38 protein-coding genes and 1 pseudogene are annotated in these 23,378 nt (G+C 55.2%); 2 read left to right on the top strand and 37 right to left on the bottom strand.

Annotated features, from left to right (window positions below):
* Positions 1-53: 53 nt before the first annotated feature.
* From AC2FIS_RS21135 to AC2FIS_RS21105, 7 genes are all read right to left on the bottom strand, one after another.
* Positions 54-722 (bottom strand): adenylate kinase, encoded by a 669-nt coding sequence (locus AC2FIS_RS21135; RefSeq protein WP_496775245.1) that lies wholly within the window; start codon positions 720-722, stop codon positions 54-56.
* Positions 719-2,083 carry a preprotein translocase subunit SecY gene (secY, locus tag AC2FIS_RS21130; RefSeq protein WP_058276180.1) on the bottom strand — a complete coding sequence of 455 codons (1,365 nt, stop codon included), beginning with the start codon at positions 2,081-2,083 and terminating at the stop codon, positions 719-721. Before secY ends, AC2FIS_RS21135 begins: the two co-directional genes overlap by 4 nt.
* A 109-nt stretch (positions 2,084-2,192) precedes the next feature.
* The gene (gene rplO, locus AC2FIS_RS21125; RefSeq protein WP_058272380.1) at positions 2,193-2,666 is read right to left on the bottom strand and encodes a 50S ribosomal protein L15; all 474 of its coding nucleotides are present in this window, start codon (positions 2,664-2,666) and stop codon (positions 2,193-2,195) included.
* Between the two features lie 138 nt (positions 2,667-2,804).
* Positions 2,805-3,647 (bottom strand): hypothetical protein, encoded by an 843-nt coding sequence (locus AC2FIS_RS21120; RefSeq protein WP_496775244.1) that lies wholly within the window; start codon positions 3,645-3,647, stop codon positions 2,805-2,807.
* Positions 3,648-3,833: 186 nt separating this feature from the next.
* Positions 3,834-4,049 (bottom strand): DUF1127 domain-containing protein, encoded by a 216-nt coding sequence (locus AC2FIS_RS21115; RefSeq protein WP_113791477.1) that lies wholly within the window; start codon positions 4,047-4,049, stop codon positions 3,834-3,836.
* 191 nt (positions 4,050-4,240) lie between these two features.
* Positions 4,241-4,687 (bottom strand): hypothetical protein, encoded by a 447-nt coding sequence (locus AC2FIS_RS21110; RefSeq protein WP_496775243.1) that lies wholly within the window; start codon positions 4,685-4,687, stop codon positions 4,241-4,243.
* Between the two features lie 21 nt (positions 4,688-4,708).
* A complete protein-coding gene (locus AC2FIS_RS21105; RefSeq protein ID WP_496775242.1) occupies positions 4,709-5,077 on the bottom strand; it encodes an antibiotic biosynthesis monooxygenase family protein in 369 nt (122 codons plus the stop codon).
* 77 nt (positions 5,078-5,154) lie between these two features.
* Between AC2FIS_RS21105 and AC2FIS_RS21100 the strand changes: the two genes are divergently transcribed.
* A complete protein-coding gene (locus AC2FIS_RS21100; protein WP_496737490.1) occupies positions 5,155-5,586 on the top strand; it encodes a MarR family winged helix-turn-helix transcriptional regulator in 432 nt (143 codons plus the stop codon).
* 102 nt (positions 5,587-5,688) lie between these two features.
* On the opposite strand, the gene rpmD is transcribed toward AC2FIS_RS21100, so the two are convergent.
* From rpmD to AC2FIS_RS21030, 14 genes are all read right to left on the bottom strand, one after another.
* The gene (gene rpmD / locus AC2FIS_RS21095; protein ID WP_008757946.1) at positions 5,689-5,877 is read right to left on the bottom strand and encodes a 50S ribosomal protein L30; all 189 of its coding nucleotides are present in this window, start codon (positions 5,875-5,877) and stop codon (positions 5,689-5,691) included.
* Positions 5,878-5,889: 12 nt separating this feature from the next.
* Positions 5,890-6,459 (bottom strand): 30S ribosomal protein S5, encoded by a 570-nt coding sequence (gene rpsE, locus AC2FIS_RS21090; protein ID WP_058272455.1) that lies wholly within the window; start codon positions 6,457-6,459, stop codon positions 5,890-5,892.
* Between the two features lie 115 nt (positions 6,460-6,574).
* The gene (gene rplR / locus AC2FIS_RS21085) at positions 6,575-6,934 is read right to left on the bottom strand and encodes a 50S ribosomal protein L18 (protein ID WP_010437103.1); all 360 of its coding nucleotides are present in this window, start codon (positions 6,932-6,934) and stop codon (positions 6,575-6,577) included.
* A gap of 11 nt (positions 6,935-6,945) precedes the next feature.
* Positions 6,946-7,479, bottom strand: coding sequence for a 50S ribosomal protein L6 (gene rplF / locus AC2FIS_RS21080; protein ID WP_058272374.1), 534 nt, complete (start codon positions 7,477-7,479; stop codon positions 6,946-6,948).
* A gap of 12 nt (positions 7,480-7,491) precedes the next feature.
* Positions 7,492-7,884 carry a 30S ribosomal protein S8 gene (gene rpsH, locus AC2FIS_RS21075; protein ID WP_008757119.1) on the bottom strand — a complete coding sequence of 131 codons (393 nt, stop codon included), beginning with the start codon at positions 7,882-7,884 and terminating at the stop codon, positions 7,492-7,494.
* Positions 7,885-7,897: 13 nt separating this feature from the next.
* A complete protein-coding gene (gene rpsN, locus AC2FIS_RS21070; RefSeq protein WP_010437098.1) occupies positions 7,898-8,203 on the bottom strand; it encodes a 30S ribosomal protein S14 in 306 nt (101 codons plus the stop codon).
* Positions 8,204-8,222: 19 nt separating this feature from the next.
* Positions 8,223-8,783 (bottom strand): 50S ribosomal protein L5, encoded by a 561-nt coding sequence (gene rplE / locus AC2FIS_RS21065; protein ID WP_472724504.1) that lies wholly within the window; start codon positions 8,781-8,783, stop codon positions 8,223-8,225.
* A complete protein-coding gene (gene rplX, locus AC2FIS_RS21060; RefSeq protein WP_058272372.1) occupies positions 8,776-9,087 on the bottom strand; it encodes a 50S ribosomal protein L24 in 312 nt (103 codons plus the stop codon). The genes rplE and rplX overlap by 8 nt, the downstream gene beginning before the upstream one ends.
* Before the next feature lie 2 nt (positions 9,088-9,089).
* Positions 9,090-9,458 carry a 50S ribosomal protein L14 gene (gene rplN / locus AC2FIS_RS21055; RefSeq protein WP_008757934.1) on the bottom strand — a complete coding sequence of 123 codons (369 nt, stop codon included), beginning with the start codon at positions 9,456-9,458 and terminating at the stop codon, positions 9,090-9,092.
* A 76-nt stretch (positions 9,459-9,534) separates the two neighbouring features.
* Positions 9,535-9,765, bottom strand: a complete 231-nt coding sequence (rpsQ, locus tag AC2FIS_RS21050; protein ID WP_058272371.1) for a 30S ribosomal protein S17 — start codon at positions 9,763-9,765, stop codon at positions 9,535-9,537.
* A 4-nt stretch (positions 9,766-9,769) separates the two neighbouring features.
* Complete coding sequence (gene rpmC / locus AC2FIS_RS21045) at positions 9,770-9,976, bottom strand: 50S ribosomal protein L29 (protein WP_037311745.1); 207 nt, start codon at positions 9,974-9,976, stop codon at positions 9,770-9,772.
* A gap of 129 nt (positions 9,977-10,105) precedes the next feature.
* Positions 10,106-10,534 (bottom strand): hypothetical protein, encoded by a 429-nt coding sequence (locus tag AC2FIS_RS21040; protein WP_496775241.1) that lies wholly within the window; start codon positions 10,532-10,534, stop codon positions 10,106-10,108.
* A 253-nt stretch (positions 10,535-10,787) separates the two neighbouring features.
* Positions 10,788-10,994 (bottom strand): cold-shock protein, encoded by a 207-nt coding sequence (locus tag AC2FIS_RS21035; RefSeq protein ID WP_010437077.1) that lies wholly within the window; start codon positions 10,992-10,994, stop codon positions 10,788-10,790.
* 257 nt (positions 10,995-11,251) lie between these two features.
* On the bottom strand, positions 11,252-11,872 hold the full coding sequence (locus AC2FIS_RS21030) for a 2OG-Fe(II) oxygenase family protein (RefSeq protein WP_496775240.1): 621 nt from the start codon (positions 11,870-11,872) through the stop codon (positions 11,252-11,254).
* Between the two features lie 144 nt (positions 11,873-12,016).
* On the opposite strand from AC2FIS_RS21030, the gene AC2FIS_RS21025 reads away from it, so the two are divergent.
* The gene (locus tag AC2FIS_RS21025; RefSeq protein ID WP_496775239.1) at positions 12,017-12,562 is read left to right on the top strand and encodes a peptidoglycan-binding domain-containing protein; all 546 of its coding nucleotides are present in this window, start codon (positions 12,017-12,019) and stop codon (positions 12,560-12,562) included.
* A gap of 197 nt (positions 12,563-12,759) precedes the next feature.
* Here the strand turns inward: AC2FIS_RS21025 and rplP are convergent, their stop codons facing one another.
* The 16 genes and pseudogenes from rplP to AC2FIS_RS20945 all read right to left on the bottom strand — a co-directional run.
* Positions 12,760-13,173 (bottom strand): 50S ribosomal protein L16, encoded by a 414-nt coding sequence (gene rplP / locus AC2FIS_RS21020; RefSeq protein ID WP_085823145.1) that lies wholly within the window; start codon positions 13,171-13,173, stop codon positions 12,760-12,762.
* Between the two features lie 12 nt (positions 13,174-13,185).
* Entirely contained in the window at positions 13,186-13,896 is a 711-nt protein-coding gene (gene rpsC / locus AC2FIS_RS21015; protein ID WP_113791490.1) for a 30S ribosomal protein S3, read from the bottom strand.
* Positions 13,896-14,276 (bottom strand): 50S ribosomal protein L22, encoded by a 381-nt coding sequence (rplV, locus tag AC2FIS_RS21010; protein ID WP_039538267.1) that lies wholly within the window; start codon positions 14,274-14,276, stop codon positions 13,896-13,898. The genes rpsC and rplV overlap by 1 nt, the downstream gene beginning before the upstream one ends.
* Positions 14,277-14,279: 3 nt before the next feature.
* Positions 14,280-14,558: a 30S ribosomal protein S19 gene (gene rpsS / locus AC2FIS_RS21005; RefSeq protein WP_010437056.1), complete on the bottom strand. Its 279-nt coding sequence runs from the start codon at positions 14,556-14,558 to the stop codon at positions 14,280-14,282.
* A 3-nt stretch (positions 14,559-14,561) separates the two neighbouring features.
* Positions 14,562-15,404, bottom strand: coding sequence for a 50S ribosomal protein L2 (gene rplB / locus AC2FIS_RS21000; protein ID WP_271951974.1), 843 nt, complete (start codon positions 15,402-15,404; stop codon positions 14,562-14,564).
* A 194-nt stretch (positions 15,405-15,598) separates the two neighbouring features.
* Positions 15,599-16,210 (bottom strand): hypothetical protein, encoded by a 612-nt coding sequence (locus AC2FIS_RS20995; protein ID WP_496775238.1) that lies wholly within the window; start codon positions 16,208-16,210, stop codon positions 15,599-15,601.
* Positions 16,200-17,258, bottom strand: coding sequence for a ParA family protein (locus AC2FIS_RS20990; protein ID WP_496775237.1), 1,059 nt, complete (start codon positions 17,256-17,258; stop codon positions 16,200-16,202). The genes AC2FIS_RS20995 and AC2FIS_RS20990 overlap by 11 nt, the downstream gene beginning before the upstream one ends.
* 256 nt (positions 17,259-17,514) lie before the next feature.
* Positions 17,515-17,691 carry a hypothetical protein gene (locus tag AC2FIS_RS20985; protein ID WP_050605905.1) on the bottom strand — a complete coding sequence of 59 codons (177 nt, stop codon included), beginning with the start codon at positions 17,689-17,691 and terminating at the stop codon, positions 17,515-17,517.
* Positions 17,692-17,837: 146 nt separating this feature from the next.
* A pseudogene (locus AC2FIS_RS20980) lies at positions 17,838-17,909 on the bottom strand (50S ribosomal protein L23); the annotation flags it as partial.
* Between the two features lie 27 nt (positions 17,910-17,936).
* Entirely contained in the window at positions 17,937-18,971 is a 1,035-nt protein-coding gene (locus tag AC2FIS_RS20975; RefSeq protein WP_496775236.1) for a fatty acid desaturase, read from the bottom strand.
* A gap of 272 nt (positions 18,972-19,243) precedes the next feature.
* Positions 19,244-20,254, bottom strand: coding sequence for an aldose epimerase family protein (locus AC2FIS_RS20970; protein ID WP_496775235.1), 1,011 nt, complete (start codon positions 20,252-20,254; stop codon positions 19,244-19,246).
* 134 nt (positions 20,255-20,388) lie between these two features.
* Positions 20,389-20,685: a 50S ribosomal protein L23 gene (locus tag AC2FIS_RS20965; protein ID WP_058272362.1), complete on the bottom strand. Its 297-nt coding sequence runs from the start codon at positions 20,683-20,685 to the stop codon at positions 20,389-20,391.
* The gene (gene rplD / locus AC2FIS_RS20960) at positions 20,682-21,299 is read right to left on the bottom strand and encodes a 50S ribosomal protein L4 (protein WP_050605826.1); all 618 of its coding nucleotides are present in this window, start codon (positions 21,297-21,299) and stop codon (positions 20,682-20,684) included. The genes AC2FIS_RS20965 and rplD overlap by 4 nt, the downstream gene beginning before the upstream one ends.
* Positions 21,296-22,021: a 50S ribosomal protein L3 gene (gene rplC / locus AC2FIS_RS20955; RefSeq protein ID WP_058272361.1), complete on the bottom strand. Its 726-nt coding sequence runs from the start codon at positions 22,019-22,021 to the stop codon at positions 21,296-21,298. Before rplC ends, rplD begins: the two co-directional genes overlap by 4 nt.
* A gap of 18 nt (positions 22,022-22,039) precedes the next feature.
* Positions 22,040-22,354, bottom strand: coding sequence for a 30S ribosomal protein S10 (rpsJ, locus tag AC2FIS_RS20950; RefSeq protein ID WP_008756422.1), 315 nt, complete (start codon positions 22,352-22,354; stop codon positions 22,040-22,042).
* A gap of 947 nt (positions 22,355-23,301) precedes the next feature.
* Positions 23,302-23,378: EF-Tu C-terminal domain-related protein (locus tag AC2FIS_RS20945; RefSeq protein ID WP_211198660.1), on the bottom strand; the 77-nt coding region annotated here is incomplete at its 5' end.

Below are 23,378 nucleotides of genomic sequence, written 5' to 3'. Positions count from 1 at the left end.
AGGGATGGGGGTCGATATGGGCTTTTCTTACTCAGGTCAAGGGCAGAAATGGATCAGCCGTTTCCGACGTCGACGCCACCATCCAAAACCTGCGAAATCTCGTTTTGAACGGCGTCAATTTCACCCAGACCGTCAACCCAGGACAGGTTGCCCTTGGCATAGTAATAGCCGATCAGCATCGAGGTCTTTTTGTAGTATTCCATCAGACGAGTCTTGAGGCTTTCCTCATTATCATCTGCGCGGCGTTTGAAGTCGTTTTCCTTGCCGCAGTTGGTGCATTTTCCGTCCGCCGGGATCGGCTTGGTGACGTCATTGTAGACCTCGCCGCAGCCACCACAGGTCGAGCGTGCGGTGATCCGTTCGACCAGCGCGTCATCGTTGACTTCCATCGCGATGACCGCATCCAGCGTTTCGCCGGTGCTTTTTAGCAGATCTCCCAGTGCGTCAGCCTGTGCCAGCGTGCGCGGGAAACCGTCGAAGATGAAACCGCCCTTGGCACCCTGTTCCAGCTTTTCACGGATCAGGCCGATGACGATCTCGTCGGTTACCAGCTCACCCTTGGCCATCACCTCGGCCACGCGGTTGCCCATTTCGGTTCCGCTGTCTTTGGCTTCTCGTAGCATGTCACCGGTGCTCAGTTGCACCATGCCGCGCGTTTCTACCAGGTGACGCGCTTGCGTTCCTTTGCCCGCACCTGGCGGGCCCAACAAAATGATGTTCATCGACGAGCGGGTCCCTTCCTGCCGCGTTTCTTGCTCTTACCGCGCAGCTGGGACTTTTCGATAAGCCCTTCGTATTGATGCGCCAGCAAATGGCTCTGGACTTGCTGGATCGTGTCCATGGTCACAGAGACGATAATCAGAACCGAGGTACCGCCGAAGTAGAACGGGATGGCGAATTGGTTCCGCAGAATTTCAGGCAGCAGACATACCAGCGCCAGATAGGCCGAACCCAGAACCAGCACGCGGTTGACCACGTATTCCAGATACTCGGCGGTTTTCTTGCCGGGACGAATGCCGGGCACAAAACCATTCTGTTTTTTCAGGTTGTCCGCAACATCATCCGGTTTGAACGAGACGTTGAACGTGTAGAAATAGGCGAAGAACACGATCATCGACGCGAAGAACAGCAGATACAGCGGCTGACCGGGGCCAAAGTTGGCCAGTAGCCACGACATGACCGGGCCGTTTGTGGCACCCGACGAGAAGGTCGAGATCGTCACCGGCAGCAATAGCAACGAGCTGGCAAAAATCGCAGGGATAACGCCCGCCGGGTTCACTTTGACCGGCAGGTGGCTGGAGCCGCCCTCGTATACCTTCATACCGGCCTGACGGCGCGGGTACTGAATGTGGATCTTGCGCAGCGCGCGTTCCATGAACACCACGAAGGTAATGACCACGATAACCATGACGATCACACCGATGATCACAGCGGGGCTGATTGCACCCGAGCGACCCGACGCAAAGAACTGCGCCAGAGCGGCCGGAACCTCGGCAATGATGCCGACGAAGATGATCAGAGAGATACCGTTGCCGATGCCGCGCGCGGTGATCTGTTCACCCAGCCACATCAGGAACATCGTGCCGCCCACCAGAGTGATCATGGTCGACATGCGGAAGAAAAGCCCAGGATCGGTGGCCAGATCGCCCGATTCCAGCGAAACCGCCAGACCATAGGCCTGCACGGTGGCCAGGGCCACAGTGCCGAAGCGGGTGTACTGGTTGATTTTCTTGCGCCCCTGCTCGCCCTCTTTCTTGAGCTGTTCGAGCGCGGGAACCATGGATGTCAGCAGTTGCACGATGATCGAGGCTGAAATGTAAGGCATGATGCCGAGGGCAAAGATACCCATCCGCCCCAGCGCCCCGCCGGTGAACATCGAAACCATGCCGCCGATGCCCTGCCCCGCTTGTTCCATGAACTCGCGCAGTGCTTGTCCGTCAATCCCCGGCACCGGAATAAAGGTGCCCAGACGATAGACGATCAGCAATGCAAGCGTGAACAGGATGCGGTTGCGCAGATCGGTGGCTTTACCAAGGGCAGACCAGCTTGTGTTGGCTGCCATTTGTTCTGCTGCTGATACCATAAATCGGTCTCTCTTATGAAAACACCGCCCGGAACCGTTTTCCGGCTCGGGCGGCGTCTTGGAAAACTCTGAGGACTATGTAAGCGGGTCTTGGCCCGCTCACAAGCGCTTACTCTGCCGCAGCAGCTTTTGTGACCGTAAGTGAGCCGCCCGCTTTCTCAACTGCTTCAACAGCAGCCTTCGAAGCACCGGTAACTTCCAGGTTTAATTTGGCGCTGATTTCGCCTTTGGCCAGAACGCGGATACCGTCCAGCTTGCGACGAACCAGACCGGAGGCAACCAGTGCATCCTCGGTGATCGCAGCTTTGGCGTCCAGTTTGCCGGCGTCGACGAATTTCTGGATCAGGCCCAGGTTGATAACGGCGAATGCCTTGCGGTTTGGCTTGTTGAAGCCACGCTTGGGCAGACGCTGGTACAAAGGCATCTGGCCGCCTTCGTAACCGTTGATGGCCACACCCGAACGGGATTTCTGGCCTTTGATACCACGGCCACCCATTTTACCTTTGCCGGAACCCGGACCACGGCCAACGCGGGTGCGTTTTGGTGTGGCGCCAGGATTGTCGCGCAATTCGTTCAGTTTCATTTCGCTTCTCCTAAGCCGGAAATGACCCCGAAGCGTGATGGGTCAGACACGGCATTTTTTGGTTTTGATTCTCGTGGACAGACTGCCACCGGAGCCCGATACAGCTTTGCGCGCCAGTATGCAAGTTTTGATGTCCGTCTATTGCGCCGCGACTTTTTCGCCATGCGGGGTAATGGGCGCTTCTTGTGGGTCAATCTCGTGTTTTGCGAGCAGTTTTCCCACTAGGCTGTCTGGATTTGGGATCCCACCATATTTGTGGGCGAGGATGGACCGCATCCGGCGACCGTAAAAATGAATTGAAACCGTGTCTTCTTTTATGAACCGGGACAGATCCACGCCCGGACGAGCCAAAGCCCTCCGCCGCGTAAAGTTTAATGGGTAAAAGACGTGTTCGGGCAGCGCAAAGCGAACTTCCTTGGACTTGTTGAGCGCCCACGTTATGGCCTTAGGCCCCCAAACGCCCCAATATGTTTCCGGTATATTGACGGGTTCGCCCGCATCCTGAGCCGCTTGCAGCGGCCGCATGATCCGTCTGGGCAACCATGGAGGGATACGGAAAGGGTCATTTGTGTATTCATTCAACAAACCGAGCGTTTCGCTGTCCGCTGGCAGACCCAAAACCCCGATTGCGACCTCGCCTTCGAGATACCCATAGTAGTGTCCGTTCAGCGTGGAAAACGGCTTGACGCAATAGGCGTCCGTATCAGCCCAAATTAGCCCCGGTTCCTTCGCCAGCATGCGATACCGAAACTTGTCCGAGTGCGGCGCTGGACTGCCTGTTCGACCATGCGTAACGAATTCACTATCCGGCAGGATTTCCCTCGCGTCACGGCAATCTACACCGTCCGGAATCTTTGTGACATTTCCGTAGGTATAAAGGCGAACCGGTTGACCGGCGTCCAGAAAGGACTTGATGCACAGTTGCTCCAGAAAACTCAGCGGGCCATCGACCCATAGCATCCCGATCTCTTGGTCTTGCACGTCGCCCGGCCTTGTTTCGTTTAGACTGATGCGGCCTTTTGCGGCTGCCTTACTCGGACATGACGGATTTCAGACCCACCCGCAATAGCTGCGATCTGGTTTTCGAGAAGTTGTGTCATGCGCATCACCGCAACCAAAAAAGGCGCCAAATTGGCGCCTTGGGTTCGGGTTGTTCTTAACTATTGCTTACGAACAATATGCGTGCTCGCGGGCGATGTCCGCGATATCGCAGCGGCGGATTCCGATGTCGTCCAATTCGCGATTGGTCAAGCGCTGAAGCTCGCCGTAGGTACGGTTATACTCGTTCGCACGAGCACGGTTCTCTTTCACACGCTCAATCAGGTTTGCAAAACGGGCGCTCAGGTTGAAGCCGCCATGGGTCAGTGTTGCTGTGTGTGCCATATTTCTTTTCCTTTCTCTGACCGGGGCGAATTCCCCGGAAACTGTTTACGTTCCTTGTTCGGACAGGGTTGAGATAGGTCCAAGCGATATCGCTAACAACCGAAGTTTAGGTCTAGCCGCTATGCATGTATTGAATAGCTAGGCAGCAGGTCGCGCTGCGGCGAGATCGATTGCATGGGCTTAAACGGCAGCTACCTTCCCGCACGTCTTCTGCGGGCAGTCATCGCCCGACCGTCGCGTATACTCAGCCCCATCAAAGTGAGATTGGTGGCACCAGCGAGCAGCTCAACGACCTGCACAGCGTAGAAACTGATATCAAAGGACCCAGCGCTCGCTTTCGCGTTCAGGAAGATTGCAGCAGGAACAAGGATCAACAGGCCGTTCATCGCGATGAACGGCATTCGCTTCTTCTTGGCAAGGGTCGGCGCATCTTTGCGACGACGCCCAAGGGTCATTCCCGATGCACCCACGATCACCATCGCAGGCACAAGGATAAACAGCCCGTTGACGATCATGGACTTTACGGTCGCGACAGTCGCATGGGTTGAAAACAATTCGCTGTACAAAGTGGATGTCCAGAACACGAATATTGTCAGGAATCCTATTACACCGGCGATAGGGTGAATTGATTTTATCATGTGGCTACTCCGCTTTTGGCATCAGGCGACGCAGTGGTTTTCGACTGTGAGCTTTCTTAGAAGATGTGGACGCGCCACGGCGCTTTCGGGGTAGTCTGCAATTCGACGCTGGAACTCTGGGTGGGTGAAGGCATCGCGAAAGCTTTTGACGTCCTGCCAGATCGCATAGTTCACGAGGGTCGAACTGCCGGCGATCCCCTGATGAAGCTGGGTCGAGATATATCCCGACTGGGACTTCATGAAGTCCGCATCATGTGCCCAGGCCTTCAACAGCGCCTCTTCGTCTTTCGCGTCCACTGTAAACACGTTGATCAGCACCACAGGGCCTTCCTCGGCCTGCATCTGATCAGCCAGTGTGACGACTTTATCCATCTCTTCGATATGAGCCATTTCGATTCCTTTCCATTCGCTTGCATAGCTTGCTATATATTATTGCATAGCTTGCTATTCAAGTGTAAATCTCAACCATGGATTTCGAAAAAGAGAACTCGGCCGGATATCTGGTCAATCACATGGCGCGATTGTTCGCGAAAGAGCTGCAACACCACATTGCGCCTTTGGGCATCGTTGTTGGACAGTTCCCAGTCTTGCTGGAGCTTTGGCTCAAGGACGGGGTCACCCAAAAAGATCTGCTGGCCAAAATTGACGTCGAACAAGCGACTCTGGCCAACACGCTCAACCGTATGGAGCGCGACGGCTTGATCAAAAGAACGAAAAACCCCGCTGACGCCAGAGCCCAATTGATCTGGTTAACCGAAAAGGCCGCCGCACTTAGAAACAGCGCCTATGAGTCGGCCCAGAACGTTAATTCCCAAGCCTTGCAAGTTCTGACTGAGCCTGAGCGGGCGCAGTTCATGGACTATATGCGGCGGGTAATAAGCGGAATACGTACAAGTTGAACTAAAACCACATCGGGTGAGGCGACAGCCAACACTGCCCTTAAACAAAAAAAACGCCCCCGAACTGATCGGAGGCGATTCTAGCTCTTAGAAGCAAGGCGCTTAGCCGCGCTCTTCGATGATCTCAACCAGATGCGGGATCTTGTTGACCATGCCGCGGACCGAGGGGGTATCCTCAAGCTCGCGGGTTTTGTGCATCTTGTTCAGGCCCAGGCCGATCAGAGTCGCGCGCTGTTCAGCGGGGCGACGGATCGGGGAACCGATTTGCTTGACGACGATGGTTTTTGCCATGGGTCGCTCTCCTTATGCTTCTGCTTCAGCAGCAGCTGGTGCTTCGTCCCGCTTGGGCAGGATGTCAGCAACCTTTTTGCCACGACGCTGGGCAACCGAACGCGGGCTCTGCTCTTTCTGCAGGCCGTTGATGGTGGCGCGGATCATGTTGTACGGGTTCTGCGAGCCCAGCGACTTGGACACAACGTCCTTCACGCCCAGCATTTCGAACACAGCACGCATCGGACCACCGGCGATGATACCGGTACCTTCAGGTGCGCTGCGCATAACCACTTTACCGGCGCCATGACGGCCTTCGATGTCGTGGTGCAGGGTACGACCTTCGCGCAGTTGCACGCGGATCATCTGACGCTTGGCTTGTTCAGTCGCTTTGCGGATGGCTTCAGGTACTTCTTTCGCTTTACCTTTGCCAAAGCCGACGCGGCCTTTCTGATCGCCTACGACCACCAGAGCGGCGAAGCCAAAGCGCTTACCACCTTTTACGGTTTTCGATACGCGGTTGATCGCAACCAGACGATCTGCGAATTCCGGAGTTTCGTCGCGGTCACGTCCACGGCCCCGGCGGTTATCACGTTCTGCCATTTTGGCATCCCTTTTCTTTGGTGACGCTTGCGGCGTCGTTTGTTCAATCCAAGTGGGCCCCGGCATTGCCAAGGCCCCCGGATCATCGGGGCGGATCGAAACCCGCCCGCAAGTCTTAGATCTTCAGACCACCTTCACGCGCAGCGTCGGCGACAGCCTTCACTTTGCCGTGGAACAGGAAGCCGCCACGATCGAAATAGGCCTCTTCGACGCCCGCCTTTTTGGCACGCTCGGCGATGGCCGCGCCCACTTTGGTGGCCGCTTCGACGTTGTTCTTGCCAACAACACCCAGATCTTTTTCCAGGGTTGAGGCCGAGGCCAGGGTCACGCCACGTACGTCGTCGATCAGCTGAACAGAGATGTTCTTGTTCGAACGGTGTACGGACAAACGCGGACGACCCGCGTTGACCTTGCGAAGTTTGTTCCGAACGCGCAGGCGGCGCTTCAGAAACAGGGTTCTTTTGCTGTTTGCCATTGTTTGCGTCCTTACTTCTTCTTGCCTTCTTTGCGGAAGATGAACTCGCCCTTATAGCGGATGCCTTTGCCCTTATAGGGCTCGGGACGGCGCCATTCACGGATTTTCGCCGCGACTTCGCCCACCTGCTGCTGGTCGTTACCTTCCACAATGATCACGGTCTGCTTCGGCGCGGTGATGGTGACACCTTCCGGAGCAACGAAATCAACGTCATGGCTGTAGCCCAGGTTCAGCTTCAGGGTGTTGCCCTGCATCTGAGCCCGGTAACCAACACCCTGGATCTCCAGCTCTTTCTTGAAGCCTTCGGTCACACCGGTCACCAGGTTTGCGACCATTGTGCGGCTCATGCCCCACTGCTGGCGCGCGCGCTTGGACATACCGCGAGGGTTGATCTGAACCACGTTATCTTCGACCGACAGCGTAACGTCGTCAGTCGCAGTGAAGCTGCGGGCGCCTTTCGGGCCTTTGACTTCGATGGTCTGGCCGGATACCGAGGCAGTTACGCCGCTGGGCAATTCGACCGGACGTTTACCAATACGAGACATTGACAGACCTCCTTAGAAGACGGTGCAGAGCACTTCGCCACCAACATTGTTGGAGCGTGCGTTCTGGTCCGACATCACACCTTTCGGAGTGCTGACAATCGACACACCCAGACCCTGACGGACCTGCGGGATGTCATTGACGCCCATGTATACGCGACGACCGGGCTTAGAGACCCGCTTCAGTTCACGAATGACAGGGGTGCCTTCGTAGTATTTCAGGCTGATTTCGATGGCCGGATGACCGTTTTCACCGGTCGTCGCTTCGTAGCCACGGATGTAACCTTCGTCCGCCAGCACGTCCAGAACCCAACCACGCAGCTTGGAAGCCGGGGTGGAAACGGTGGACTTGCCACGCATTTGCGCGTTGCGGATACGGGTGAGCATATCGCCGATAGGATCGTTCATATCATTCTCTCCCTTACCAGCTCGATTTCACCATGCCGGGGATCTGACCAGCAGAACCCAGCTCGCGCAGCGCGATACGGCTGACCTTCAGCTTACGGTAGTAAGCGTGGGGACGACCGGTCAGCTGACAGCGGTTGTGCAGACGAGTAGCCGAGCTGTTGCGCGGCAGTTTCGCCAGTTTCAGACGCGCTTTGAAGCGCTCTTCCATCGGCTTGCTCTCGTCATTCGCGATTTCTTTAAGCTCGGCACGCTTTGCGGCATATTTGGCCACCAGGCGTTCGCGCTTCTTCTCGCGTTCGATCATTGCTTTTTTAGCCATGTCTCAATCCTCCCGGCGCTTACGCGTTGAACGGCATGTTGAAAGCTTTCAACAGTGCCTTTGCTTCAGCGTCGGTTTTCGCTGTGGTGGCAATTACGATGTCCATGCCCCAAACTTCGTCAACTTTGTCGAAGTCGATTTCCGGGAACACGATGTGCTCTTTCATGCCCATGGCAAAGTTGCCCTGACCATCGAAAGACGGCTTCACGCCGCGGAAGTCACGAATACGTGGCATCGCGATGGTGATCAGGCGATCCAGAAATTCGTACATCCGGTCACCGCGCAGGGTCACTTTCGCACCCAGCGGCATGTCTTCACGGACGCGGAAGCCAGCGATCGACTTCTTCGCCTTGGTCGAAACAGCCTGTTGACCAGCAATCGCAGTCAGATCCTCGACAGCAGCTTTCGCTTTCTTCGAGTCTTTGACCGCTTCGGCACCACAACCGATGTTCAGAACGATTTTGTCCAGCTTGGGCAGCTGCATGTCGTTCTTGTAGCCGAACTCTTCTTTCAGAGCGGCACGGATGGTTTCAGCGTACTGAGCTTTCAGACGCGGGGTATAATTTGCGGTATCAAGCATCGATCACGTCCCCCGTGGTCTTGGCGAAGCGCACTTTCTTGTCACCTTCCATGCGGAAGCCAACACGAGTTGCTTTGCCGTTCTTGTCCAGCAGAGCCAGGTTCGACAACTCGATCGGGTTTGCCTGAGGCAGACGACCGCCCTGAGAGTTCTGAGTCTGGCGAGTGGCGCGGATGGCGATGTTGATGCCGTCAACAACAGCTTTTCCGGCAGATGGGTTAACCGAGGTGATAGTTCCCTCTTTGCCCTTGTCCTTGCCGGCCAGCACGACGACTTTGTCGCCTTTGCGGAGTTTAGCAGCCATGATTACAGCACCTCCGGAGCGAGCGAGATGATTTTCATGAAGTTCTTGCCACGCAGTTCACGAACAACCGGGCCAAAGATACGTGTACCTACGGGCTCGTTGTTGTTGTTCAGGATGACGGCGGCGTTGCGATCAAAACGGATCGCGGTGCCGTCTTCGCGACGGACTTCTTTGGCGGTGCGTACGACGACGGCCTTACGGACGTCACCTTTCTTTACGCGGCCGCGCGGGATGGCTTCCTTCACCGAGACGACAATGATGTCGCCGACGGAGGCGTATTTACGCTTGGAACCACCCAGGACCTTGATGCACTGAACTCGGCGTGCGCCGGAGTTGTCAGCGACATCCAGATTGGTCTGCATCTGGATCATGTGGTTTCTCCCGACCTGTGGGGGCTGGTCTGGTTAGATCCCCCAGGGTTTCGACAAATGGAAAAATCCTGAAAGCTTACGCTTCCAGAACTTCCCAACGTTTCGTCTTCGATTTCGGCGCGCATTCGATGATGCGAACAGAGTCACCGACCTTGAAGGCGTTCTTTTCATCGTGAGCCCGGTATTTCTTGGACTTACGGATGGTTTTCTTCAGAACCGGATGCGTAAAGCGGCGCTCGACGGACACGGTTACGGTTTGTGCGTTGGCATCGCTGGTTACGGTGCCGGACAGGATACGCTTGGGCATAGGATTACTCCTCCGATGCCGCAGCAGCGGCCTTTTCGTTCAGAATGGTTTTGACGCGGGCAGCATTGCGGCGGGCCGCTTTGATGCCGGCGGTGCTTTCCAGCTGACCGGTTGCCTGTTGAAAGCGCAGGTTAAAGCTTTCTTTCTTCAGGTTGGCCAGTTCCTCGCGGAGCTGGTCCGGGGTCTTGTCACGCAGTTCTTGGGCGTTCATCGCCTTTTTCCTTTGCTCAAAACACCAGAAGGCCCCTTACAGGGTCACCTTTGACCTGGTGGATGAATGATAGACATACGAATCCCCCGACTCGGCCGGGGGAACGCAAGATGCCGCTCTATAGGGGGTTCAGCAGTGGGTGGCAAGAGGAAGTTTGGCGGGTGTGTGAGCGTGGGCATTCGCCCACAACTTTCTGTGACTCACTTTAGCCATAACCCGAGTAATGATTTCTTCAAAGTGCCAGGCATCTGGAAGGCGTGGCAACCACAATCTAGTGTCCGCACCCATCAACATCAAAGCAGAACGTGACCCACGGATTCTGTCGATGTCACTCAAACGCGCCTCGCCGATTACACCACCCGCATCTAACACGAGAACTCTTTGCGTAGTGATGACGTAATAGGTTCTTCGAAAAGCGAAATGAAATACAAGCCATGGAAACATCATTAGTGCCGGCGCGAAAATCAAAATCAAAATCGCATCCGTAAGCGTTGGTAGAACGCGTGCTTTGACCGCGTAGACGGCTTTCTCATCCTGATTCAACAAAATCGGTGACACCAAACTTGCGTACAATACGCCACCTGTCCTCAAATACTAAATACTTATAGCTTCTTCCCTTTTTCACGCTTTATCGATGAGGTCGCAAGCTGGTATTCCATTCAGCTACCTAGTCAATTGGCAACAGGTGACTGCAACCGCTGTTTTAGAGTGGAGTAGCGGCGTAGTTGAGTACGGCCCAATTTCCCCACAAACGCAAAACGCGGCCTCGTTTGCACGAGACCGCGTCTGCAACTGTCTAAGTCTGTGTGACTTATGCCAGAGCGATGTTCACAGCCGACTCGCGACCGTCACGGCCGGGCTCGATGTCGAATGTTACTTTCTGGTCGTCGGCCAGGCCGGTCAGACCCGAGCGCTCGACAGCAGAGATGTGTACAAACACGTCTTTGCCACCGGTCTCCGGTGCGATGAAGCCAAAACCTTTAGTTGTGTTGAACCATTTTACGGTGCCATTGGCCATATCCGTAGTCTCCTATTAAATTGCTGTCCGCGGAATTGCGACAGCGCGGCGTTGTAGGTCTGGATCGAGAGACTGAACGCCGAAGATTCGGGAGACAGTGGTCGAAAAAGAAAAACGTAAGCGTGCCTCACATGGTTCATGACGAAACATATTGCAAGGTTTTTCGACAACTCGAAGTGAAAAGTGATTGGCGGGGGCGCCGCCCATTCGTCTCGCGATCGCTACATTAGTACAATTGCTGTGTCGTGAACCGGGGCTCACTCCCACTTGTAGTTAAAGCTGACACTGATGCGCTCATCCTCAGCCATATTCATCGGAACCTCATGGCGCAGCCAGCTTTCCCACAGCAGGACATCCCCCACCTGCGGCTTCATATAGATGAACGGCTGCAAATCCCGGCGCCCGCCCTTTAGCCGCGTCGGAGCCGCCATCATGCGGGCCGAGCGGGGGTCTTCCAGTTTCAACGCACTCGCCCCTTCGGGCATCGCCACATAGGTCGTGCCGGAAATCACGCTGTGCGGGTGCAGGTGGCTGGAGTGCATTCCACCTTCGGGCAGAATGTTGATCCACAGGTCTTCAAGCTTCAATTCGCCCTCGCCAAGATCGAACTCCAGATCCTTGGCAAAGGCTGCCACATGCTGATCCAAAGACTTGACCAGATCGGCAAAGATCGGGAACCGCCAGGGCAGATCGGTCAGCGAGGCATAGCTGGTGTAGCCGGGATAGCCGTTTTCTTCGCACCATTCCTGCCCGGCCTCATCATCCTCGGCGATGACAAGACAAGAGTTTTCCATTTCCTCGGGATCGATCTTGGGATCGAATTCGGAAAGGGCTGCGCGATAAAGACGGGTAACGAAGAGTGATTCAATCTTTGCCATGGTCGTTCTCTTACCCCAACTAATTTTGGGATGCGAGGACCGGTTATCAACCCGGAAACTTTCCCCTTCGAACCGACATGGTCAGCCTGCTAGGAATTGTGCGCAGGGGCACTGCCCTTAGATTTTGAGCGAGAGAGGAATAGCATGTCCATATTGAAAAAGGGCCTGACCGGCGCCCCGATCAAACGGCTTCAGGAAAAACTTGGCGTCGATGCTGACGGGATTTTTGGCGCAGGCACTGAAAAAGCCGTTCGGGATTTCCAGCAATCCGCCGGTTTGTCTGTAGACGGAATTGCCGGCCCCGACACATTTACAGCACTTGGTCTGCATGAACTGGTCCTGCTGCGTCAGGGATCTCGCGGAGATGCGGTGAAAAAACTGCAAGAGGGTCTGGGCATTGGCGCGGATGGCATCTTTGGTGTTGGAACTGCCGCTGCCGTGAAAGAGTTTCAATCCGCCAACAGTCTGGATGCGGATGGTATGGCTGGCCCGGAAACTCTGGCCAAAATCGGCAGCTTTACCGAGATTACTGCCGAGACGGTTCAGAAAGCTGCCGTACAACCAGATGAAGCGCATTTCGAAAGCGAGCCCCTGCCCGAACTGAAGGGCAGCGAAGTCGTGGCCGGAAACGCCGTGGAAGTGCCCGAGGAAAAATCCGTGTGGGGCAAAGTCAAAGGCTGGTTCTCTTAAGTACCGGCGAAAAAGCCCCCGCGACACGACCAGTGGGGGCTTTCTCCCGCGGTACGGGGCTATCTCTTTGTTTGCCGCAAGACACAAATGACACTGTGATCTGTTAACCTGTTTCGACCCGAGAAAAATGCAAAAAACCCCCGCCAGTTTCCTGACGGGGGCTTCAATATCTAAGAGTGGGGATTTACCCCAGTCTCTTACCAGTCTTCGCGAACCACGACGCGGGTCTTGATCGGCAGCTTCATCGCGGCCAGGCGCAGGGCCTCGCGGGCGATGTCGTCATTGACGCCGTCGATCTCGAACATCACGCGGCCAGGCTTGACTTTACATGCCCAGCGGTCGACCGAACCTTTACCTTTACCCATACGAACTTCGATCGGCTTTGCCGTGACCGGAGTGTCGGGGAAGATGCGGATCCAGACACGGCCCTGACGCTTCATGTGACGCGTCATGGCACGACGTGCAGCTTCGATCTGGCGTGCAGTTACACGCTCAGGCTCAAGAGCTTTCAGACCATAGGTGCCAAAGTTCAGATCAGAGCCGCCTTTGGCTTCACCCTTGATCCGGCCTTTGTGCATCTTGCGGAATTTAGTACGCTTTGGTTGAAGCATATCTTTCCCTCCTTAGCGACGACCGCCACCAGCACCACGAGGTGCAGGGCCGTCCTGGAGTTCCTGTGCTTTACGGTCACGTGCCTGCGGATCGTGCTCCATGATCTCACCTTTGAAGATCCAGACCTTGATCCCGATGATCCCGTAGGGGGTCATCGCTTCGGCTTGTGCGTAATCGATGTCGGCGCGCAGCGTGTGCAGAGGCACACGACCTTCGCGGTACCACTCGGTCCGTGCGATTTCAGCGCCGCCCAGACGGCCAGCGACGTTCACCCGGATACCCAGAGAGCCCATACGCATGGCGTTCTGAACAGACCGTTTCATCGCGCGACGGAACGAAACCCGGCGCTCCAGCTGCTGAGCGATGGACTCGGCAACTAGCTGCGCGTCAAGCTCGGGCTTGCGCACTTCGACGATGTTCAGGTGCAGTTCGCTGTCGGTCATGTTAGCAAGCTTTTTGCGCAGAACTTCAATGTCTGCACCTTTCTTGCCGATGATGACACCAGGACGCGCGGTGTGGATCGTAACGCGGCACTTCTTGTGCGGACGTTCGATGATCACACGGGCAATACCGGCCTGCTTGCACTCTTTGTTGATGAACTCACGGATCTTCAGATCTTCCAGCAGAAGATCACCGTAGTCCTTGGTATCAGCGTACCAGCGGCTGTCCCAGGTGCGGTTCACCTGCAGGCGCATGCCGATCGGATTTACTTTATGACCCATTAGGCTTGCTCCTCAACTTGACGCACCTTGATGGTGATCTCCGAGAACGGCTTCATAATCTTGCCGAACCGACCACGGGCACGCGGGCGACCGCGCTTCATGACCAGGTTCTTGCCAACCCATGCTTCGGCGACGATCAGCTCGTCAACGTCCAGGTTGTGGTTGTTCTCGGCGTTGGCGATTGCGGACTGCAGGCACTTCTTGACGTCCTGCGCGACACGCTTGTTCGAGAAAGTCAGGTCGGTCAGAGCCTTCTCGACTTTCTTGCCGCGGATCATTTGCGCAACCAGGTTCAGTTTCTGCGGGCTAGTGCGAAGCATGCGCGTTTTCGCCATTGCTTCGTTTTCAGCCACGCGGCGGGGGTTCTTTTCCTTGCCCATGACTTACTTCCGCTTCGCTTTTTTGTCAGCGGCGTGACCGTAATAGGTACGAGTTGGCGAATACTCACCGAACTTCTGACCGATCATGTCTTCCGAGACGTTGACGGGGATATGCTTATGGCCGTTGTAAACACCAAAGGTCAGACCCACGAACTGGGGCAGAATGGTGGAACGACGCGACCAAATCTTGATGACTTCGTTGCGGCCCGACTCGCGCGCTGCTTCGGCTTTTTTAAGCACATAAGCATCGACGAAAGGACCCTTCCAAACAGAGCGAGACATAGATTAACGTCCCTTCTTCTTGGCGTGCCGCGAGCGGATGATCAGCTTCTGGGACGCTTTGTTTTTGTTGCGGGTACGCTTACCTTTGGTGTCCTTACCCCAAGGCGTAACCGGTGTACGGCCACCCGAGGTACGACCTTCACCACCACCGTGCGGGTGATCGATCGGGTTCATTGCAACACCACGAACCGACGGACGCACGCCTTTGTGGCGCATACGACCGGCTTTACCGAGGTTTTGGTTGCTGTTGTCGGGGTTGGACACGGCACCGACGGTGGCCATGCATTCCTGACGGACCATGCGCAGCTCGCCCGAGCTCAGACGGATCTGAGCGTAGCCGCCATCGCGACCAACGAACTGAGCGTAAGTACCGGCCGCACGTGCGATCTGACCGCCTTTACCAGGCTTCATCTCGATGTTGTGGACGATGGTACCGATGGGCATGCCCGAGAACGGCATTGCGTTGCCCGGCTTGATGTCGGCCTTGGCGGATGCCACGACTTTGTCACCAATAGCCAGACGCTGCGGAGCCAGGATATATGCCTGCTCGCCGTCTTCGTATTTTACCAGTGCGATGAATGCGGTCCGGTTCGGGTCATATTCGATCCGTTCAACGGTTGCCGCGACATCAAATTTATTCCGTTTGAAGTCAACGATCCGGTAGAGACGCTTTGCGCCACCGCCGCGGCGGCGTGAAGTGATCCGTCCGGTGTTGTTCCGGCCGCCCGATTTGGTCAAACCCTCAGTGAGAGACTTGACCGGACGTCCTTTCCAAAGCTCCGAACGGTCGATCAGCACCAGCCCGCGCTGGCCCGGCGTCGTCGGCTTGTACGACTTGAGTGCCATGCTTTCTGTCTTCCGTTTAGCAAGTGCGGGGATTTCCCCGCTATGTGATAGGCCCCCGTAGGTGCCAAAGGTATAGGGCCCCGAAGGTCCCCGGTTTCAAATATCATAGGCCCCGGAACGAATCCGAGGCCGTAAGATTGGGTGCATATAGCCGTGTTGGGGGTGGGTGGCAAGAGCTTTTGAGACGTGCCACCTCAAGCATTTCTTACTATTAGGTGCTCTGACACGACCCGCTGTAATACACGACCAGTTAAACGAAGAAATTCCAGTTCATCAGCAACATCTTCTTCAAAAATACCCCAGCGCTCAAATCGGTCATTGCTTGGAACGTAGTCAGCCTCATGGGCGATCCTATTCCTCCAGTTCCATATCCTATCCAATCTTAGCTTTACCTCTTTCTCCCGCTGATTAGCAAGATTTGCCACCTTGCTCCAAACGTTTGAGACTACTGGCTTCAAGGCAACCTTGACGTTCGCGGACGAAACAAACGCCTTGTAAGAATTGGATCTGCGCAAGTGCATATCCAATTCTGTAAGGCGGGCATCACCGTTCGCGACAAGGATAGAAATGGGCACATCAATACCCTCAAGCCGCGATCCACATTCAGCTTGGAACAATACAGCATTTCTTAGAAGTTCATGAACCAAGAAATCGAATGCACTGACACCAAGCATCAGGCTTCCGCGCAACGCCGTTTCGCCCGCCGCATCGAGCAAATAGCTTTGTTGTGCAAGCGTTAAGGCATCACTGATGCTTTCCTCGAAGGCTTGGCTGCAAAAACCAAAACGATCTCCGTTAACGAACATCAGAAATTGCGATAATTTCGTCTGCGCCGCGACTGTAAGTTTCGCTAAATCCGTCAACACTTGCGAGTTGATTTTGCGCTACAGATCCCGAAGTAAGAATGTCATCTTGTGTCAAAGCAAACACTGGCTTCGACAAGTCTTGGGAAACCGCAATCAAGCCGTTGAAGTCTGATACTTCAAGTGTGAAGCGCTTGGGATCAACTCCTGCATCTTCGTAATCTTTGGGAGACAACAGCATTCCAGCACTTGCTAGTGCTGCGTGGAAGTCGTTGTGCAAGATACTGGCCAAGTCATCGAACCATTTTTGAAATGCGCGAGTTGGACGCGCCTCGCCACCGTCACGCGACCGCTTTCGGTAATTTTGAACAATTGTTCCAAACAACTTGGGTGTAGTGCCGTGCCAAGGGTAGTCCGCATTCTTAAATGCAGAGTTTTTCCCAGCGTTCGTTGACCATTCAGCCCACTTAGGCAAAACATCTGCCAGAGATCGCAGCGCCATTGACGAAAAGAAATCTGGCGCCATAGGTACGACAAAACCATCAGAACCCATCAACAAATTTTGGTTTAGTGAACCAAGACTTGGACTGAGATCAATAAGTACATAGTCAATAGAGTTTTCTGTGGCAGCTAGATCAATTGCGTAATGCAGAGCACCAGGAATATTCTGTAAAGTCGTTAAGGAACCGGACAAGTCATGAGCAATCGCTAGCCGACTTTCGTACTCCGACAAGCCTACATGACCCGGCAGTAAGAAGAGATCAGGTCTGTCGATGATTGTTTGAATTTTTGGCCCAACTATAGGTTTGGGGCGACCTTCAAACGCTGGCTCAACACAATCCCTAATATTCATAGGTTGTGAGCCATTTGGCGTTTCGAATGGATATTCATCGTCGTAGTCGTATTCCAATACCAAGCCAGTCAAATTGCACTGGGGATCACAGTCCACCATTAGGACGCGATGACCTTTTTCAGCCAACTTCCAACCTATATGAAATGCTGAGGTCGTCTTAGATACACCACCCTTGTGGTTAAAGAACGAAATTTTCACACAATCGACCAATTCCCGGATCTCCCCTAGGGTGCAATTTTCAACAAGAAATCAATACAAGCGAGAATCCCTCTATACAACTGGAAACGCTGGAATTCTTTTTCAAATCGCAAAAAACCCGCTTGCGCGGGGGCATTTATCTCTTTCCAAAGACGGGTTCGATCCGAGACCGGCGGACACGTCGCTGGTGTCACCCTCTTCCCGGGTCACATGCGCTATTGGACGTCTTTCCGCCCGCACAACCGACCTCGCAAGATCACTTCTTGTCGCGCGCGGCCTTCTCTTCCTTGGTCAGCTTGGCGTTCCAGACATTCTTGCTCAAACCCAGCTCAGCGGGCGCGGGTTTGGTCTTGCCGACGCTGACTTTGCCTCCTTTATCCAGGAACTCCTGAATAAGGGCCTCATCTGTTGTTTCTTTGGGAACATGTTTCATACGTGTATGCCTATCTGCTCCGCGCATTCGAAGCAACGGCAGCTTCGCGGGGCCAACCTGACAGAGCAGGTTCAGAACAGACATTCAAATAACAAAAGACCCCCGCTTGCGTGGGGGCTTTCATCTTTTTCCAAGGGCAGTTCCGATCAGAGGCCGGTGGGCACGTCGATGGTGTTACCCTCTTCAAGGGTCACATGTGATTTCTTGACGTCTTTCCGGTTATGCTCCACCCGGCTGAACACCCCTCACCCATACAGCGCGCGCGCCTCTGCGAAGGACAACAAACGGCGGTTATTTTCGTCCCACAGGTGCAACCGCGCGTTGGCGAGGCTCTCACGGATGGTCATCTTGTTGCTGTTGGCCAACTCATCATGATCGCGCAGCACTTCGGTCAGGCGATAGAACGGAATGCGGCTGTACAGGTGGTGCACGTGGTGGATGCCAATATTGGCGCTGAACCACTGCAATACAGACGGCAGGATGTAATGCGAGCTGCCGTGCAAGGCAGCCTCATGCAGTTGCCAGTCCTTATCAGCGTCCCAATGCGTATCCTCGAACTGGTGCTGTACGTAAAACAGCCACACGCCCGCGGTCGCGGCAATCAGGGTTGAGGGCAGAAAGATCAGCAGCACCGGCATCAGGCCGCCAAAGTAATAGACGGCCACGAGGGCAGCCAGAATGGCGAGATTGGTGCCCATCGCGCTGATCCAGAACCTGATGCTGCCTGTCAAGCCCAGCGGGACGCGGTTCTGGAACAGAAACAGATAGCCGGGGCCAAGGACAAAAAGAGTAATGGGGTTGCGATAAACCCGATACCAGAACCGGTTCATGGGCGTCTTTGACCGGTACTCGGCGACTGTCAAAGTGTGGATATCGCCCATTCCCCGTTTGTCCAAATTGCCCGAGCTGTTGTGATGATTGGAATGCGTGCGGCGCCAGACGTCATAAGGCGTCAGGGTCAATACACCGATGACGCGCCCAACCCAGTCGCTGACCGACCGGTTCTTGAAGAACGCTCCGTGCCCGCAATCATGCTGGATCGCGAACAAGCGCAGCAGGAAGGCCGCGTTGAGAACGGCAATCGCAAAAGCCAACCAATAGCTGACCGAAAGCGACATCCAGGACAGCGCCCATAGCACGAAAAAGGGGATAATGCTGACACCCAGCTCAAAGGAGCTGCGCCACTGGTTCGGTTCGCGGTATCTGGCAAGTGTCGTGACCCAATCCCGCGCGGCGGTCACATCCGGTTTGTCCGGGGTCGAGAGATAGGGTTTTGTCATACGCCTGCCATGTCACTTACGTTTGTAGAAACCGCATAGACTACCGATCCGGCATAGCAAGCGAATTCTGGCTGAGGCGATTGTGTCGCGCTCATTTTCTCTGGTTTTGTTGCTCAAGAAAACCTCCGCCTTCGCGGGGGCCTTCAGGCTTGTCCATAGATGGATCCGATCACAGATAGGTGCTCGCGTCGATGGTGTAACCCTCTGCCTAGATCAAAAATGCTTTTTTGTCTCTTTTCCGGCGACCCAACTGGCTATGGAACCGCCTGACCTTAAACCTCGCTCTGAAACACGTATCGTGAAACATGGCGATAGGTTGGACCCCTGCGCAGTACCGCACTGGGAAACCCCTGCTGATTGATTGAATCGGGCCAGACCTGTGGTTCTAACGCAACGCCGGAATAAGGGCCGTAGGGTTGGCCACCCAAGCCAACGCGTGGACCTTCATCAAAAGACGCACCGGAATAGACCTGGAAACCCGGCTCGGTCGTCTCGAGCTGCATCGAAAGACCTGAGGACGATCCGGTCAGCGTCGCCACAGGACGACAAGGCAGACGCTGATCGGACAGGCATAAATTGTGATCGTATGCCCAACCCCCCAAAGGTCGCGGTGACCGCAGATCAAAGGGCGTGCCCTCAACGCTAAGCGCTTCGCCTGTGGGAATGAGGTCCCCGTCAACAGGGGTGTAGTGTTCTGCGCGCACCATTAGTTCGTGCTGGCGGATGTCTGCGCCGCCGTCGAGGTTGAAGTAGATATGCGGGGTCAGATTGCAGAGGCTTGCCGACGTTGTCCGCGCTTCCATTTCGATACTCAATGTAGCCTCCGCCTCGACTCGGAAGGTCACCGTCACTTCCAAGTCGCCGCCAAAGCCCATATGGCCATCAGGCAGGGTCAGCTGCAAAGTGACCGCGCCCGGTGTAACGCTGGAAATTTCCCAGACCAAACAATCCATACCTTGCGTTCCGCCGTGCAACGTATGAGTGCCCAAATAATTGCGATCCAGCTGGTAGTTTGCACCATCCAAACTGTATGACGCGCGCGCGATCCGATTGGCACAACGGCCCACCATGGCTCCTAGGTAAGCAGTGCTGTCTTCATAGCCTGCAATCTCTGGCCACCCCAATATCAGAGGATGCTCAAAACCCTGCAAACGCAGATCCTGCAGCGTTGCGCCATAGGTCAGGATACGCGCAGAAAGCGTCCCCTGCCCGATATCGATGCTTCTGACGATCTGACCATCCCGGGTTTTCCCGAAATCGCGAACCTGCTGTTCAGCCTGCATATCACCCGTCTCACTGCCTAGAGGTCACTGTGCACAGGTCCGGGCCAAGTTCAACGCGGCCAGATGAGCTGCGCCAACAAAAAAGGCCCCTGCATCAGCAGGGGCCCCATGTTTTTTCCCAAAGACGAGTCCGATCAGAGACCGGTGCTTACGTCGATGGTGTTACCCTCTTCCAGGGTCACATATGCTTTTTTGACGTCTTTCCGCTTGCCCAACTGGCCGCGGAACCGCTTGACTTTGCCTTTGGTGATGGTGGTGTTGACCGCCTTCACCTTGACACCAAACAGCGATTCAACCGCTTCTTTGATCTGCGGTTTGTTGCTGTCGATCGCCACTTCAAAGACAATCGCGCCGTTCTCGGACGCCATGGTCGACTTTTCAGTGATGATCGGCTTGCGGATCACGTCGTAGTGTTCTGCCTTCGCGCTCATTTCAGACGAGCCTCCAGTGCTTCGACAGCCGCTTTGGTGAGCACCAGAGTGTCACGCTTGAGGATGTCATAAACGTTTGCACCCATCGACGGCAGGATATCCAGACCTTCGATGTTGCGCGACGCCTTCAGGAAACCTTCGTTCACGGTCGCCCCGTCGATGACCAGAGCGCGCTTCCAGCCCAGGTTTGCAACCTGTTTGGCCAGTGCAGCGGTCTTGCCTTCGGCTTCGGCGTTTTCGATCACAACCAGTTCACCAGCTGCCATTTTGGCAGACAGCGCGTGGCGCAGACCGAGTTTACGGAACTTCTTCGGCAGGTCGTGACCATGCGAACGCACGACCGGACCCTTGTAAACGCCACCACCCCGGAAGATCGGTGCCGAGCGAGCGCCGTGGCGTGCGCCACCGGTGCCTTTTTGGCGATAGATCTTCTTGGTCGAGTAGGACACTTCCGAACGGGTCTTGACCTTGTGGGTGCCAGCCTGCGCGTTGTTGCGCTGCCAACGGACCACACGGTGCAGGATGTCCGCGCGCGGCTCAAGGCCGAACAGATCGGCGTCCAGCTCGATGTTGCCGGCTTTGCCGCCGTCCAGTTTGATTACATCAAGTTTCATGCTTCACCACCTTCCGCGGGAGCTTCTTCCGCAGGTGCTTCAGTTGCAGCACCTTTTACGGCTGCCGGGAAAGGCAGGCCTTCCGGTGCTTTCTTCTTGACGGCGTCCTTGACGGTAACCCAGCCCGATTTTGGTCCGGGAACGGCGCCTTTGATGAAGACCAGACCACGGTCGGCGTCGGTTTTGACGACTTCTAGGTTCTGGGTGGTTACACGGGCAGCACCCATGTGACCGGCCATCTTCTTGCCTTTGAAAACCTTGCCCGGATCCTGACACTGGCCAGTTGAACCGTGCGAACGGTGGCTGATCGAAACACCGTGCGAGGCGCGAAGACCACCGAAGTTGTGGCGCTTCATTGCACCGGCAAAGCCTTTACCGATCGAGGTGCCCGATACGTCAACTTTCTGACCTTCCAGGAAGTGTTCTGCCGAAATCTCGGCGCCCACTTCGATCAGGCCATCTTCGGAGACGCGGAACTCGGCCAGCTTACGCTTGGGCTCGACCTTTGCAGCGGCATAGTGACCGCGCATGGCCTTCGAGGTGCGTTTTGCTTTGGCAGCACCTGCGCCCAGCTGAACGGCGGTGTAGCCGTCTTTGTCAGCGGTACGCTGTGCAACGACCTGCAGGCCGTCCAGGTGAAGAACGGTTACAGGGATCTGCTTGCCGTCTTCCATGAACAGGCGGGTCATGCCTACTTTTTTTGCGATAATACCAGAGCGCATAATCTATACCCTCCGATCTTACGACTGCAGCTTGATCTCGACGTCCACACCAGCGGCGAGGTCGAGCTTCATCAGCGCGTCAACGGTCTGGGGGGTCGGATCAACGATGTCGAGCAGACGCTTGTGCGTGCGGATCTCGAACTGGTCGCGGGATTTCTTGTCAACGTGAGGGCCACGGAGAACCGTGAACTTCTCGATCTTGTTCGGCAGCGGGATCGGGCCGCGCACGTTCGCGCCGGTCCGCTTGGCAGTGTTGACGATCTCTTGCGTGCTGGCATCCAGAACGCGATAGTCAAATGCCTTCAGCCGAATACGGATGTTTTGGCTTTGCATAATAACAGCCTTTTATCAGGCGTTGAGGTTGAGAGGAGGACAAGCGCGCATCGCCAACCCTCTTCGAACCCAAAAGGCGGGAATCACCCCGCCTCGATGTTCTTGTAGAGAACTCGCGCGATCTACAGGGGTTGGTGGGGTTTGGCAAGGGGGATTTCAATTGACCTCGAGAAGTAACAATTTAGAAGCTTGAGAGATATCAATACAACCCACCACGAGAACCGTCCCCACCAGCCATCCTACTCAGAAACTCTTCAAGGATTTGGAGTTCTATGTTGGGATTGCGACTGGTTTCTAGAACTTGCTGAATCGCCGTCCCACTTGGGCCCTGCGCGTCAAATATGAACGCTCCAGCACATGGGGCCTGTAGAATTGTAAGTTGCTCCGGTTCTTGGTTCGGAAGTATCGTTGCACTTGGTCCGCGTAGTGGCGGAAGTGGAGAAGCCGGGTCACGAAGCGCAAATACAAAGGTCTTTCTTCGATTGAAACTTTCCGGTTCTCCAAATGTAGAGTTGTCCCACGTAATGGTAAGTCTATTTCCGAGTTTCAACCTCGACGAAACATCTCCTTTTATGGTTTTTTTTACCCGAATCACGAACCTTGCGTAGTCTGGCAGTGGACCTCCATCTCCGACTTCTACGATCTCGTATTTAATGACGCTCCCTACAATCACAGCGTCAGCTTGAAAGACATCGCTCAATTCCATTGGCACAGAAACGATACAAGCATTTCCTGATGCAGCAAAAATCCATGCAAAAACTGCGCTTAACCTGAATAGCATTCGACATTCCAATCCACCAAAGGTTGACTTCACTTTTAACAGCGTGCTTAGAACTCTTCCAAAAGAAAAAGGCCGCCCCGGTGTGGGGCGGCCTTCTTTAGTTCAACCGAGTGGGCTCTCATTGCTCTTTCAGAGCAACTGCCGCCCACCAGTCGGCAAAGCCGACTTACTCGACGATTTTCGACACGACGCCGGCGCCGACGGTGCGGCCGCCTTCACGGATGGCGAAACGCAGGCCGTTTT

This window comes from Ruegeria sp. CDSB113 (genome assembly GCF_059611045.1).
This window is presented reverse-complemented; position numbering and strand designations above follow the sequence as displayed.

Excerpts from the sequence above, each read along its gene's own strand:
- rpsJ (WP_008756422.1), bottom strand. The coding sequence starts at position 22,354 with ATGCAAAGCCAAAACATCCGTATTCGGCTGAAGGCATTTGACTATCGC.
- rpsN (WP_010437098.1), bottom strand. The coding sequence starts at position 8,203 with ATGGCTAAAAAAGCAATGATCGAACGCGAGAAGAAGCGCGAACGCCTG.
- rplN (WP_008757934.1), bottom strand. The coding sequence starts at position 9,458 with ATGATCCAGATGCAGACCAATCTGGATGTCGCTGACAACTCCGGCGCA.
- rpsQ (WP_058272371.1), bottom strand. The coding sequence starts at position 9,765 with ATGCCCAAGCGTATCCTGTCCGGCACCGTAACCAGCGATGCCAACGCA.
- AC2FIS_RS21135 (WP_496775245.1), bottom strand. The coding sequence starts at position 722 with ATGAACATCATTTTGTTGGGCCCGCCAGGTGCGGGCAAAGGAACGCAA.
- rplF (WP_058272374.1), bottom strand. The coding sequence starts at position 7,479 with ATGTCTCGTATTGGTAAACGTCCGGTCGAATTGCCCAGCGGCGTAACT.
- AC2FIS_RS21035 (WP_010437077.1), bottom strand. The coding sequence starts at position 10,994 with ATGGCCAATGGCACCGTAAAATGGTTCAACACAACTAAAGGTTTTGGC.
- rplX (WP_058272372.1), bottom strand. The coding sequence starts at position 9,087 with ATGGCTGCTAAACTCCGCAAAGGCGACAAAGTCGTCGTGCTGGCCGGC.
- rplP (WP_085823145.1), bottom strand. The coding sequence starts at position 13,173 with ATGCTTCAACCAAAGCGTACTAAATTCCGCAAGATGCACAAAGGCCGG.
- AC2FIS_RS20995 (WP_496775238.1), bottom strand. The coding sequence starts at position 16,210 with ATGTTCGTTAACGGAGATCGTTTTGGTTTTTGCAGCCAAGCCTTCGAG.
- AC2FIS_RS20965 (WP_058272362.1), bottom strand. The coding sequence starts at position 20,685 with ATGAGCGCGAAGGCAGAACACTACGACGTGATCCGCAAGCCGATCATC.
- AC2FIS_RS20985 (WP_050605905.1), bottom strand. The coding sequence starts at position 17,691 with ATGAAACATGTTCCCAAAGAAACAACAGATGAGGCCCTTATTCAGGAG.
- rplV (WP_039538267.1), bottom strand. The coding sequence starts at position 14,276 with ATGGGCAAGGAAAAGAACCCCCGCCGCGTGGCTGAAAACGAAGCAATG.
- rplE (WP_472724504.1), bottom strand. The coding sequence starts at position 8,783 with ATGCTTGATACCGCAAATTATACCCCGCGTCTGAAAGCTCAGTACGCT.
- AC2FIS_RS21100 (WP_496737490.1), top strand. The coding sequence starts at position 5,155 with ATGGATTTCGAAAAAGAGAACTCGGCCGGATATCTGGTCAATCACATG.
- rpsC (WP_113791490.1), bottom strand. The coding sequence starts at position 13,896 with ATGGGTCATAAAGTAAATCCGATCGGCATGCGCCTGCAGGTGAACCGC.
- AC2FIS_RS20975 (WP_496775236.1), bottom strand. The coding sequence starts at position 18,971 with ATGACAAAACCCTATCTCTCGACCCCGGACAAACCGGATGTGACCGCC.
- rplD (WP_050605826.1), bottom strand. The coding sequence starts at position 21,299 with ATGAAACTTGATGTAATCAAACTGGACGGCGGCAAAGCCGGCAACATC.
- AC2FIS_RS21025 (WP_496775239.1), top strand. The coding sequence starts at position 12,017 with ATGTCCATATTGAAAAAGGGCCTGACCGGCGCCCCGATCAAACGGCTT.
- secY (WP_058276180.1), bottom strand. The coding sequence starts at position 2,083 with ATGGTATCAGCAGCAGAACAAATGGCAGCCAACACAAGCTGGTCTGCC.
- AC2FIS_RS21030 (WP_496775240.1), bottom strand. The coding sequence starts at position 11,872 with ATGGCAAAGATTGAATCACTCTTCGTTACCCGTCTTTATCGCGCAGCC.
- rplC (WP_058272361.1), bottom strand. The coding sequence starts at position 22,021 with ATGCGCTCTGGTATTATCGCAAAAAAAGTAGGCATGACCCGCCTGTTC.
- rpsS (WP_010437056.1), bottom strand. The coding sequence starts at position 14,558 with ATGTCTCGCTCTGTTTGGAAGGGTCCTTTCGTCGATGCTTATGTGCTT.
- rpsE (WP_058272455.1), bottom strand. The coding sequence starts at position 6,459 with ATGGCAGAACGTGATAACCGCCGGGGCCGTGGACGTGACCGCGACGAA.
- rplR (WP_010437103.1), bottom strand. The coding sequence starts at position 6,934 with ATGGCAAACAGCAAAAGAACCCTGTTTCTGAAGCGCCGCCTGCGCGTT.
- rpmC (WP_037311745.1), bottom strand. The coding sequence starts at position 9,976 with ATGAACGCCCAAGAACTGCGTGACAAGACCCCGGACCAGCTCCGCGAG.
- rpmD (WP_008757946.1), bottom strand. The coding sequence starts at position 5,877 with ATGGCAAAAACCATCGTCGTCAAGCAAATCGGTTCCCCGATCCGTCGC.
- rplO (WP_058272380.1), bottom strand. The coding sequence starts at position 2,666 with ATGAAACTGAACGAATTGCGCGACAATCCTGGCGCCACACCAAAACGC.
- rpsH (WP_008757119.1), bottom strand. The coding sequence starts at position 7,884 with ATGAACGATCCTATCGGCGATATGCTCACCCGTATCCGCAACGCGCAA.
- AC2FIS_RS21110 (WP_496775243.1), bottom strand. The coding sequence starts at position 4,687 with ATGATAAAATCAATTCACCCTATCGCCGGTGTAATAGGATTCCTGACA.
- AC2FIS_RS21105 (WP_496775242.1), bottom strand. The coding sequence starts at position 5,077 with ATGGCTCATATCGAAGAGATGGATAAAGTCGTCACACTGGCTGATCAG.
- AC2FIS_RS20970 (WP_496775235.1), bottom strand. The coding sequence starts at position 20,254 with ATGCAGGCTGAACAGCAGGTTCGCGATTTCGGGAAAACCCGGGATGGT.
- AC2FIS_RS21115 (WP_113791477.1), bottom strand. The coding sequence starts at position 4,049 with ATGGCACACACAGCAACACTGACCCATGGCGGCTTCAACCTGAGCGCC.
- rplB (WP_271951974.1), bottom strand. The coding sequence starts at position 15,404 with ATGGCACTCAAGTCGTACAAGCCGACGACGCCGGGCCAGCGCGGGCTG.